Genomic DNA, 11,079 nt, shown 5'->3' with positions numbered 1-11,079 from the left:
ATGGCGGAATTGGCAGACGCACTAGACTTAGGATCTAGCGGGCGACCGTGGGGGTTCAAGTCCCTCTACGCGCATTATCTCCATAAACATTTGGGGAACCCCTTTTAATATGCGGAAGTGGCTCAGGGGTAGAGCATCGCCTTGCCAAGGCGAGGGTCGCGGGTTCGAATCCCGTCTTCCGCTTTTTGGCGCTATAGCCAAGTGGTAAGGCAGAGCTCTGCAAAAGCTTTACCCCCAGTTCGAATCTGGGTAGCGCCTTCTGCCTTAAGTAAGCCGGAGTGGCGGAATCGGCAGACGCACAGGACTTAAAATCCTGCGATAGGTGACTATCGTACCGGTTCAAGTCCGGTCTTCGGCATTGTTACATCAATTTCATACGCGCCCTTAGCTCAGCTGGATAGAGTATTTGACTACGAATCAAAAGGTCGGGAGTTCGAATCTCTCAGGGCGCGCCACATATGCCGGCGTGGCGGAATGGCAGACGCGCTCGACTCAAAATCGAGTTCTCACGAGTGGAGGTTCGAGTCCTCTCGCCGGTATCTTTTCGGGACGTAGCTCAGCTTGGTAGAGCACCTGCTTTGGGAGCAGGGGGTCGCATGTTCAAATCGTGTCGTCCCGATTTTTATATCATGCGGGTGTAGTTCAATGGTAGAACTCCAGCCTTCCAAGCTGGTAGCGTGGGTTCGATTCCCATCACCCGCTTTGCATAAGAGAAACGTTAAAACCCTTGTGGAAACAAGGGTTTTTTCTTTGCTCATTTTTGGAGCTTGTTGATTATGAAAATGGGAATCAAGGTTGGGCAGGTAAGCTTTTAATTTAAGGAGTAGTAAAAGCAATAGTATAAGGAGTAGACGTGCTAAATTGACTGGAATTATGGCCGAAGACTTTAAAATAGAGTGTATCGCCAGGGTAAATAGGTGAAAATTGAGGACTATCCAATTGCCCGGCCCCGTTATCTGAAGCGTTTGTGACAAATTCACTATTACCGAATTGAGATAAAATTTGAGTGACTTGAAGATCATAGTTTAAACCGGTTGGGTTGTACAAATAAACAGTACCGCTGTTAATAATTTGTCCGGTAGTATTCGTCCATTTAAAGTAATCAACATCTGTGCTATCGGAAATCGTTTGAAGTGCTGCACTTCCTGGGTTAAGGGTGATAGCTGTTGATCTAGAATCAGCTACACCGTCACTAGCAAAAGCAGATTGTGCACCAATAAGCAGCAGCGATACAGATGCAAATACAACAGCGGTTTTTTTCAATCTCATGATTATTCCTCCTAAATTTTCCTATTTTTTCCTACGAGAGTTATAGTATTATATTTTCCAAAATAATGCAACAAAATAATTTTTAGGGAATATAAGGATTATTAATGGTAATTATGTATAGGTGTGGATATTAGTGTTTCTATAACATGGGTTAGAAGATTAATTTGGCGCATGAACTAGAAAAAGTAGGAATAATAGACCACCTCCGGGTAATTCTTTGATTTTCAAACGACAGATTTAATCAATTTTTTATCATTTTCGACACATTTCCCGTATACGCTATGAGTTCTTCTAAGGTATCATTTACTTCAAACTTGAAACCCACCTGTATCTAGCCGGTGCTGTTGTCAATTGGGGGGAGCATATGACCATTTATCATGGGGATAACCTAGAGGTAATGAAGAAATTGATTCATAGCGGCTATGCAGGCAGTTTTGATATGATCTATTTGGATGGACCTTTTAACTCTGGACGCATTTTTACGATGCAGGTTCGGGGATCCGATGTAGAGCTGGTCGACCCTTGGCAGGAGCTGAAAAGTATACGGTTCTACGAGAAGCCGGAGCTGTATTTAGCGGATTACAAAGCTAGAATCGAGCTGGCTAGAAAGCTTTTAAGTGATAGAGGTGTATTAGTTCTGCAGATTTCGCAGAAAGAGGGCCACTATTTGAAGGTGCTTCTGGATACGGTTTTTCATAGAGACCACTTCATATGTGAAGTCATTTGGAAAATCGCAGAGAATCCCTATTCATACCGAAGTCAGTTTGGCTTATCGCATGAATCTCTTTTTTTCTATGGGAAGACTGCGCATTATATGAAAAAAGACGGACTCCTGATCCCGTCGATCTGGGATGATGTTGGATTTTATGAGGAGCTTGGGCAAGAAGACGCTTTGTACCCTTCACAGAAGCCCCAGAAGCTGATGCGGCGGATTTTGGAAGCCACGACGAGCGAGGGAGATCTGATCGGTGATTTTTATTGCGGAAGCGGCAGTATGGCTGTGGCAGCGGAACTGATGGGACGCAGATGGGTTGCTAGCGACTGTAATGTGCATGCTGTAGAGCTTACCAAGAGCCGACTTGCCAGCTTAGGTTTTCGATCTCCAATTATCAAAACAAATCAACAAGTAAGGCTAGATTGCAACAGGCTGTGGGCAGTTCCCCTCATCAACGAAAATGGCATCCAGACCGCACGAACGATAAAAATCCCCCTTCCTAAGCTTGCTGTTCGCCACGGAACATTCGTATTGGAGCATGTGGATTGGAGATTATGGGCTCTGTACAATGTACCCCATGTAACGATGGATAACGGTAGACATGTTTTTGAGTGGGAAAGAATACAAGAACGGGTGGATGCGTTGCTATCTCTGCCAAAAGAGAGTTTCATTCAGGAAAGTTTCTATGAAAGCAATGGGACCCATGTGCGAGATATTTTTGGACGCAGTCATCATTTTCAAATAAGGACAAAGACAAATAGACAAGCATAGGCGAATATACATATACGGATTCATCAAAAGTTGGTAATCAACTAGGAGGTGTCTCGGTATGATTTTTTGGTTAATCGCCGTAGTTATTATTGTAATTGTTGTGTTGATTGTCATGAGCGGGAATAAGAGAAGAGCGGTGGTGTCAACGGAGGCGAAAACACATAAGGAGTGCTCTTACTGCAATGAGGAGATCGAAATCGATGCGACAGTTTGCAAGTACTGCAGGGGAGTTGTTGTAAGTTCAAACTAGAGCGCTAGATATAAATCCATAAGTCAAAAGCCTGGGGCGAGTACGCCTCAGGCTTTTGAGTCTTAATGCTGTGTTGCAGGCTCCACGGAAGGGGCCGTTTTCTCCGCCGCGGTGGAAGGTTTGCGTGAGAAGGGCCACCAGTTGGCTTCCCCGAAGAGGACTGCCAAGGAAGGGACGATGAGTCCCATGAACACGGTTGTGTAGATGGCCAAGCCAATCGTAATGCCCGCGCCGAGTTGCAAAAGCGTGTGCACGCCGGAGAACATGAGCGCAGCGAAGGTGCCGCCCATAATAAGCGCGGCGGACATGATGACGCCGCCTGTTGTCGTCATCGCCCTGCCCATCGCTTCGATAATACGGCCCGGGCGATATTCTTCTTTGAATCTCGCCATGAGGAAGATGCTGTAATCCACTCCCAGTGCGACGATGATCAAGAAAACGAAGAACGATACGGTCCAGGATAAGCCGTCGAAGCCGAAAAGCTTCACAAAAATAAATTCCACAATGCCCATCGTAACCAAGTAATTAAATACTAGTGATAGCAGAATATACAAAGGCATGAGCAGGGAACGAAGCAGTAGAGCCAGCACTAGGTAAATCCCAATGAGCACGAATGCTCCTGTCCGATAAAAGTCATTCTGCGAAATGCTGTCTAACTCGTGATAATTTGCCGTTTGTCCGGCCAGTTTAATGTCTGCCTTCGAAAGAGCGGTGCCATGTAAGCTGCCGGTGATGGCACTTCTAATTTCATCCATTTTCGCCATGGCTTCCTTGGAGTATGGATTGATGGCAAGAACGACTTCGAGTTTGGCAATTTTGCCGTCCTCCGACATGTAAAACTCTAAGGATTTCTTGAATTCGGGTTGCTCCAGTACTTCTTTGGGCAAGTTCCAGCCAGCGATTTGTTTGGAGCTGTTGTCGGCGATCCCTTTTTGGGCTTCGACTACCTGATGAATGCCATCCGATACTTTGGTCAGCGCGCTAGTGCCCTCACCAAGGCCGGAAGAAAATTGACCGAGACCCGTTTCGAGCTGCTGAATGCCGCCGCTGATTTGTTTTTGTCCGTCAGCCAATTGTCCGACGCCGGTTGTTAGCTGGTTAACGGAGGGCACCAGTTGCGAAAGCCCCTTAGCTAAAGGCTGCAAGCCAGCTTCCGTTTGCACTAAACCGCCTGTCAATGCTTGCTGTTTGCCGACTAAGGTCTGATACGTAACACTTTTCGCAAGTTCAGGATATTCTTGAACGAGCTTAGATAAATCATCCCCCATGGAAGATGAGGTTCTCTGTAATTGGCCGGATGCTTTCACCAACTGCTGTACCCCTTGCTCCGATTGGGAGATGCCTCCGGATACCTGCTTCAGTCCGCCTTGCACCTCGGTAAGCTTTTGTGCAATTTCCCCGGCGCCTTGCGTTAATTTCGTAACATCGCCGGCTTGGGCTTCTAGTTGGGTCTGTGCTTTTTTGAAGCCGTCATTGACCTGGTCGACTCCCGAGCCTAGCTCCGTCAACCCTTTGTTCGTTTGTTCCAATTGATTCGGAACAGTCAGTTCTGTGAGCTGTTTGCCCAGCGGTCTGGCCGCGCTTCGCACTTCTTTGACGTCTGCGATTTGGCTTGCTGCTTGGCTCGCTTTCTCAAGCGCGGCTAATCCTTCCGGCGTTTTCATCGAACTGGTCGAAGTGATGGCTACCGTTGTCGGCAGCACCTCGCCGCTGCTGAATTTGGCTTCAACTTCTCGGAAGCCTTTGACAGCGCTAATGCTTGGATTGATTTCGGCCAAATCATCGAACGAGCGATTCCCTTGGAAGAGGAAGATGAAGGGAGTCAGCACAAGTATACAAACAAGCAATACGGCAACGGGTCTCTTAGCAGATAGACGGGCCATAGCTCCCCATAGCTTCGAGTCGCCGTGTGCGGCGCCGGTTTTTACTTTGACTGGCCAATACATAGCCGGTCCGAGGATAAGCATCAGTGCCGGGGTCAACGTGACCGCCGCCAGCAGCGTGACCGCCATGCCAATGGCGACGCCAACAGCAGATTGATATAAGCCGAACTTGGCGAAGCCGATTAAAAAGAAGGCGATGAACACTGTGCTTCCGGAGAACAAAACGGTTTTACCTACCGTTTGGGTCGTGCGCAGCAGCGCGGTTACCCGGTCAGTTGTTTTGGACAATTCTTCACGGAAACGGTGAATCAGCAGGATGCAGTAGTCCGTTCCGGCACCAAACAGTACAGCAATCAGGAAGGTCTCGGTAAAAGAGGAGACTGGCATCCCGGCTTTCGTGGATAATGCCACTAACCCGCGTGTGAGAATAAATGCAACCCCAATGGTCAGCAAAGGAATAAAAGGAGCAATCGGGGAACGGAATACAAACAAGAGAATTCCCAAGACTAAGACGAGTGTTAGAACCTCAGTCTTTTTCAACCCCTCATTGGTGGAAGTCGTATAGTCCAGGAAAATGGGCGCACTGCCTGTAAACTCAACAGTCACTCCATTTGGCGGCGAGTTGAACTTCTCCTTGAGCAGCTTTACGCTGTCCGCAGTGGAAGCCTGCTGAACCTCAAGGGGAAACTCGACAATCACGAGTTCCGTCGTTCCATCGCTGCTTATAAACTTTTGCGCGAGCGAAGGGTCGTCGAAGGCGGAGAGGACAGTGACGATGCCTAGCGCATCTTGTTCTTTTTTCAGAGCGGCAATCTTGTCTTTGACCCAATCTTGATCTTGATCGGTGAGCTTGCCTTCGCGCTGCACAACGACGATGGCGTTCGATTTCGATTTTCGATCAGGATCCATCTTCTCCAGGATGGCTTGAGCCTGCGCGGACTGCGCATCCGTTGGCAGGAACTTCGATTCGGTCTGTCTGACGATTTGACCCAGATCAGGCAGTACAAACACCGAGCCTGCCGCAATGGCCAGCCAAAGAACTAAAATAAGCCATTTTGTTTTTGCTAATGCTTTGATCCACTTTTCCATCATATTGGTATACCCTCCTATCGCTCTCTAAAAACGTATCTGTATGTAGTTATAACTGAAATATGACCTTCGGTCAAGAAAATTTTTAAACTGATGGTCATTATTTTTATGTACGTAAACAAGTCCAATATAAAAGAGAAACAACCTATATAAATTAGATGAATAGTAGGTGCTCATAATATTATTATACTAAGGGTCATTTTATACATTGAACAAACTTGGGGTTTCCACTATACTTGTAAAAAGCAGCGTATACATTAGCGATAAACGGAGATGAACCCATGAACCGTGAGGAAAAAAAGCGGGCCACACGCAAAAAGATTGTAAATACAGCACTTGAACTATTTGCGGAGCAAGGTTACGAAGCGACAACGGTTCATCAAATTACGGAGCGAGCCGGTGTTGCGAAGGGAACGTTTTTTAACTATTTTGCTTCTAAAGAAGAAGTGTTCTGCGATATCCAGACAATCTGGGCGACGACGGAGTTCGTGAAGTTGAAAGATAAAAGCGGACCGATTCTTCCTCATATACGGGAATTCCTAATAGAATTAGTAAGGCTGGTCCCCTATACAAGACAGCTTGCCCGTGCCTTATTTCAAAGCAACTTCAGCAACGAAAAGACTTTGACCAATCAGCTGCAAACCCTGGAAGAGCTAAAATTAGTAATTATTCCTCTTATCGAAGAAGCGCAAAAGCGAGGGGAGTTCTTGGCCGTCTTTCCTCCAGAAATGATCGCGGATCAAGCTATTCAAACGTATCTGGGCGTACTGGTCAGTTGGGGAATGGGGATGGGCGAAGAAAAGCTCAACACGCAGATGGCTGTTAGTTTCGAGCTGTTCTTTCGAGCGCTGCAGCCGTGAATCCCGCCTATTGGCGCTTTCCTCCAAAAAAGTGTAACATCATTGTAGTAAAAAACATGCGCAAATTGCAGCAGCCGAAGGAGCTTGAGCCAGTTGAACGTAGAACTAAACCATGAAATGCCAGCCAACTTTGATGAATTAAAAAAATCCGCGAACCGGACCTCCAATTGGAGAGAACGTCTGGATGCGGTTGAACAGTTAGGTCAGTGGAACGATCAACAGAGCATAAATATTCTGACTCGTATTCTGACGAGCGATGCCGTATATCCCATTCAAGAGGCGGCCTACCGCAAGCTGCGAGCATTTGGTGAGGATACCCAGCTGCCTCCGCGTAAGAGGGGCGATTTGGTCAAAGGGGCAGGCAAGGTATTTGTCCGCATCAAGAAGAGTTTGCCGGAAGGCCATACGTATGAAGAATTCAAAGAAAAGCTGCAAAAAACGAGAAGTGACGTGTACGATACGTACGAAGGCGACAAAGGAGCCGACTTTGATAAGTGGCTTGAAACCACTTGGGCTTCCCTGCTGTTGAAGTAGAAGGAACGTATAATTTTCGCCATTCCTGCTCATATTATCGAAGTTACCAATCCACCTATTAAAGGAGACTTCGAGATGCAGCAGCAAACACCGGTTAACAATATGAATCAAATGGCGCCTAACATGAATCATGGAGGGCATGAGCTATTTGATTTGCACGAAGTGCTAGCCTGTGCCATCAATGTACTGGACCAGTTCATGATTTTCAGACAGTTTGTCCAAGATCCCGAGCTTCTGGACATTCTGGATCATCAGTACAGCTTTACCCTGTACCACTACAACTTAACGGCAGAGTGCTTTACTACTGGTCAAAAGCCGAGCAATGAGACGCAGACTTACATGATCCGAAACGTGTCGCAGCCGATCTATGGAATCAAGCCGACTCAGCCCAAGAAGCCGAATCAATCGCTGGCGGATGTAAAGGACGCGGGTATCAGCGCGCATATGCTGGGGCTTATCAAAACGCATGCATCGCTCTTGACGATGACTTCCGTTGAGGTGACCAACCCTGCCGTGCGTCGCGTGCTAGCTTCGCAAGTACAGAATTTTATCGAGATGGCGTATGAAATTTTCTTGTATCAAAACAGAAATGCCTACTACCAGGTACCGCAGCTTGGGACCGCCGATATGCAGAAAATGCTGAATGCGTTTGTCCCGGCACAAGGCATGCCGCAAATGCCGCCAAACAATCGGCCAACGATTCATTAAATGACGAAAAACCAGCTTTGGTCGCTCAGACTTTAGCTGGTTTTTTTGTTACATTTTTTTCATCGCCATAGATGCAAAAGGGCATTTAGGAGCCACACTCTCATCGTCACGCAGAAAATATTGCTCCCACTCCAGATTGTCGGCTTGACCGTACCATTTGAGCGAAGGATGGGCCGGAACACCGTCGTACTCGACTAGTTTTTGGCGGATTTGCTTTTTCATATTGCGTCCAAATGCCGTTGAATCATTGATTTCTTCGAAAACCCATCGAGGCTGAAAAGTAATGAGGAAATAGGGTGTCCACCGGCTTCGGCGAACATGATGGGCCGGCGTCCCGCAAAAGGCGAAATAGGGATGGCCACTATAACAGAATTCCCAGGCATGATGAGACGGATCTTGCGGAATATGTGCGGGCCATGGCACCTGATCCTTGGCGCTTACCCTGCTCAAAACGGACCAGAAGACTTGCTCGTAATCTTCCACGGTGAAGCTGGCCGTCAGTTCTTCCGGTGTTTCGAAAAATATAACAAGCGAAGCATATTTGCCGGTATCCCGGGAGCATTCCCCGTACTGATGCAGCAGCTGCGCAACTTGTTCAACCGCTTCTTCGGATCGAGGCTCATCTGCGAATCCGAAACGCAAACTATCGGCGAGAAAACCCTGTCTCCCTGGTATGCAGGGGTACATCCGGTCCTCGTCCGCAATCATATCACCGAACTTGCGAAAGGCATCCTGCTGCCAAGCAGGCAGCTCAGTTAAATGATGATCCAGCCAACTCTTGGATTTCAAAAGAACCATACCCAAACCCTCCTTCATCCATTCGGAGCATACTATGCGGAGAAGAAGAGTTGGGTGAATGCCTACATAATTTCTACGTCAATAGCTGTGCAGTTGTATCCGTTGCAGGCGCTCTCCGAGCAGGGACAAGCTGAGACGGCTACGATTAAATCCATTTCCGCCCGAAGCTCAATATAATTCCCGGCTTTCGATAGCGGCCTTTCTACCTTGATTTCCCCAGAGGGGTGAATGACGGTATTCATAAATAAATTGACGGGATAGTGCTGATCGGGAGCAGGTACTGCGAATTCGGCGAGAGCCTGGTTCAGGTTATGATAGCAGCTTGGGTGATCCTTTTTATTGTACAAAACCTCATACATTTCGCTGCGGCAGGCTGGATTAATGAAGTCATGCTGGCCCACCTGATCGGTTACTATCGTTAGCATGGGTTTGTAGGTATTGGTATAAAGCGTGTCCCCTGGCTTCACTTTCCATTTATGCAAGGCATCCATCGTAACTCCCGGATCCAGACGTTCTCTAAAGTCGTTTGCATGATAGGTCACAAAGTCCGCAACCTGCTCCCCGTCCACATCGGTCACCCGAACTGCTTGTCCTTTGCCGAGCCTGAATCCAAGCCCTTGCGTAGGCGGAATTCGCCATTTTTGTTTGATCATAAGTCGCCTCCAGAAGGGATATGGAAATTACTTTAACAGTATGGCTTCGCGAATAGATTGCCATGCAGGCAGGATGGAACAATCCAGACTAGTCAATACAGCAGTTATTTTGCATCAGCCCCTTTACCTGTGTAAGATAATAGTGAATTAATATTTTGGATGAGGGGGATTTCATGGTTTTCGGTGCGCGTGTTTGGAAGACGGGTATCGCTGTAGCTTTGGCCTTATATATCAGTGCCTGGCTTAATTTTACTCCTCCTGTGATTGCAGCTGTTGCTGCCATTTTCGCTATGCAGCCTTCGATCTACCGATCTTGGCGTTATTTTCTTGACCAGCTGCAGACAAATATTCTTGGTGCGGTGTTAGCGCTGCTGGCTGGTATGTTTTTTTCGAATAATGTTATTGCTATTGGAATCGTTTGTATTATTGTTATCATCATCAGTCTTAGAATGCGAATGGAAGAAACGATAGGCCTTACTTTGGTTACCGTTGTAGCGGTGATGGAGGCTTCTGGAGAATGGGAGTTTGCGCTCAACCGGCTGCTGCTGAGTTTAATAGGTATCGGCTGTGCCTTCGTCGTGAACATTTTTTTCTTTCCGCCCAAGCCCAAAGAGCAATTCGCCGCACAGATTCAAACTATTTTCAGCAAAATGTCGCTGCTCCTTCGCACCGTTATCTCGAATGAAATGAAGGAAACCGTCTTTCGCGAGGAAAAAGAAAGCCTGCGCAGCAGCCTGAAGTCCTTGTCGGAGAAGTACAGGCTTATGGAAGAAGAGATTAAAAAGCTCAAAGGAAAAGGCACTGGCTTTGGCCGCATTCGCGAGCTTGTTGTATATAAGCAAAAATTGCTAGTCATGTATAAAGGGCTTGAAGTTCTTGAAGCCGTAGATGAGCATTACTTTCAGGCTTCCCGGACGGAAGCAATTGACACGTATTTCGATCAGCATATGGAAAAACTAATCAAGTTCCACGAACATGTTCTGTTGAAATTCGATGACAAGCTGAAAGACGATCTCACGGAAGGTTTGGAAATGGAAGCGGAGAATGAGCGTTTCATGACGGTTCTTATCGACCGTTATATGAAACAGCCCGATGGATTGCTGCGCTTGTCTATTGTCGCGGCGGCTATGTATGATTACGGTCATCAGGTAGCCCGTCTGGATAAGCTTGTCGAGCATGATAATCGCGGTGAAAATGAGGATAGAGAACCACTCGAAATCTTGATAAAAAGTATCAGGTTAAAATAGTACTTGGTAATATTTCGCGGAATCTCTAGCTGTCAGGTTAAAACTGGCGCTAGGGGTTTCTTTTTATTTAAAGTCAGCCCAGGGGTTGCTTTCCAAAATCGTATGTGCTATATTATGATTCTTGTTCCAAACGGAACGGGGTGCAAGCTGTGATTAAGATCTGAACGTGTTGAATATCTTCACGAATGGATGAAAAAATAAAAGCTTGCAATTGAAAAACAGATATGGTATATTACTTCTCGCTGCTTCGGTAACACGGCAGTGAGCGAAAGAAATTGATCTTTGAAAACTGAACAACGAGT

10 protein-coding genes and 7 tRNA genes are annotated in these 11,079 nt (G+C 46.8%); 13 read left to right on the top strand and 4 right to left on the bottom strand.

Going from position 1 to position 11,079, the window contains the following annotated elements:
• The first annotated feature begins 111 nt into the window (after nucleotides 1–111).
• The 7 genes from AC3WRW_RS32210 (at nucleotide 112) to AC3WRW_RS32180 (ending at nucleotide 702) form a co-directional block, all read left to right on the top strand.
• Nucleotides 112–183, top strand: a tRNA-Gly gene (locus AC3WRW_RS32210).
• A gap of 4 nt (nucleotides 184–187) precedes the next feature.
• Nucleotides 188–258, top strand: a tRNA-Cys gene (locus AC3WRW_RS32205).
• Nucleotides 259–272: 14 nt separating this feature from the next.
• Nucleotides 273–358, top strand: a tRNA-Leu gene (locus tag AC3WRW_RS32200).
• Nucleotides 359–378: 20 nt separating this feature from the next.
• Nucleotides 379–455, top strand: a tRNA-Arg gene (locus AC3WRW_RS32195).
• Between the two features lie 5 nt (nucleotides 456–460).
• Nucleotides 461–539, top strand: a tRNA-Leu gene (locus AC3WRW_RS32190).
• Nucleotides 540–545: 6 nt separating this feature from the next.
• Nucleotides 546–619, top strand: a tRNA-Pro gene (locus tag AC3WRW_RS32185).
• Nucleotides 620–631: 12 nt separating this feature from the next.
• A tRNA-Gly gene (locus AC3WRW_RS32180) sits at nucleotides 632–702 on the top strand.
• 114 nt (nucleotides 703–816) lie between these two features.
• On the opposite strand, the gene AC3WRW_RS32175 is transcribed toward AC3WRW_RS32180, so the two are convergent.
• Nucleotides 817–1,269, bottom strand: a complete 453-nt coding sequence (locus AC3WRW_RS32175; RefSeq protein WP_492550295.1) for a hypothetical protein — start codon at nucleotides 1,267–1,269, stop codon at nucleotides 817–819.
• Between the two features lie 397 nt (nucleotides 1,270–1,666).
• Between AC3WRW_RS32175 and AC3WRW_RS32170 the strand changes: the two genes are divergently transcribed.
• The gene (locus tag AC3WRW_RS32170; RefSeq protein WP_492550294.1) at nucleotides 1,667–2,755 is read left to right on the top strand and encodes a DNA methyltransferase; all 1,089 of its coding nucleotides are present in this window, start codon (nucleotides 1,667–1,669) and stop codon (nucleotides 2,753–2,755) included.
• 58 nt (nucleotides 2,756–2,813) lie between these two features.
• Nucleotides 2,814–3,005, top strand: coding sequence for a hypothetical protein (locus tag AC3WRW_RS32165; RefSeq protein ID WP_492550293.1), 192 nt, complete (start codon nucleotides 2,814–2,816; stop codon nucleotides 3,003–3,005).
• A gap of 62 nt (nucleotides 3,006–3,067) precedes the next feature.
• Here the strand turns inward: AC3WRW_RS32165 and AC3WRW_RS32160 are convergent, their stop codons facing one another.
• A complete protein-coding gene (locus tag AC3WRW_RS32160; protein WP_492550292.1) occupies nucleotides 3,068–5,980 on the bottom strand; it encodes an MMPL family transporter in 2,913 nt (970 codons plus the stop codon).
• A 278-nt stretch (nucleotides 5,981–6,258) separates the two neighbouring features.
• On the opposite strand from AC3WRW_RS32160, the gene AC3WRW_RS32155 reads away from it, so the two are divergent.
• The 3 genes from AC3WRW_RS32155 to AC3WRW_RS32145 all read left to right on the top strand — a co-directional run bounded on the left by AC3WRW_RS32155 (nucleotide 6,259) and on the right by AC3WRW_RS32145 (nucleotide 8,079).
• A complete protein-coding gene (locus tag AC3WRW_RS32155) occupies nucleotides 6,259–6,837 on the top strand; it encodes a TetR/AcrR family transcriptional regulator (RefSeq protein WP_492550291.1) in 579 nt (192 codons plus the stop codon).
• Nucleotides 6,838–6,954: 117 nt separating this feature from the next.
• On the top strand, nucleotides 6,955–7,371 hold the full coding sequence (locus tag AC3WRW_RS32150; protein ID WP_492550297.1) for a HEAT repeat domain-containing protein: 417 nt from the start codon (nucleotides 6,955–6,957) through the stop codon (nucleotides 7,369–7,371).
• A 75-nt stretch (nucleotides 7,372–7,446) separates the two neighbouring features.
• On the top strand, nucleotides 7,447–8,079 hold the full coding sequence (locus AC3WRW_RS32145) for a spore coat protein (RefSeq protein WP_492550290.1): 633 nt from the start codon (nucleotides 7,447–7,449) through the stop codon (nucleotides 8,077–8,079).
• Between the two features lie 48 nt (nucleotides 8,080–8,127).
• On the opposite strand, the gene AC3WRW_RS32140 is transcribed toward AC3WRW_RS32145, so the two are convergent.
• Nucleotides 8,128–8,877, bottom strand: coding sequence for a YqcI/YcgG family protein (locus tag AC3WRW_RS32140; protein WP_492550289.1), 750 nt, complete (start codon nucleotides 8,875–8,877; stop codon nucleotides 8,128–8,130).
• 62 nt (nucleotides 8,878–8,939) lie between these two features.
• Nucleotides 8,940–9,527, bottom strand: coding sequence for a DUF1989 domain-containing protein (locus AC3WRW_RS32135; protein ID WP_492550296.1), 588 nt, complete (start codon nucleotides 9,525–9,527; stop codon nucleotides 8,940–8,942).
• 176 nt (nucleotides 9,528–9,703) lie between these two features.
• Here AC3WRW_RS32135 and AC3WRW_RS32130 point away from each other — a divergent pair, with 176 nt between their 5' ends.
• On the top strand, nucleotides 9,704–10,777 hold the full coding sequence (locus tag AC3WRW_RS32130) for an FUSC family protein (protein ID WP_492550288.1): 1,074 nt from the start codon (nucleotides 9,704–9,706) through the stop codon (nucleotides 10,775–10,777).
• Nucleotides 10,778–11,079: the final 302 nt, after the last annotated feature.

The organism is Paenibacillus sp. FW126-R14 (assembly GCF_058789495.1).
Note: the sequence above shows the minus strand (reverse complement) of the source record. Positions and strands in the feature narration are given on the sequence as shown.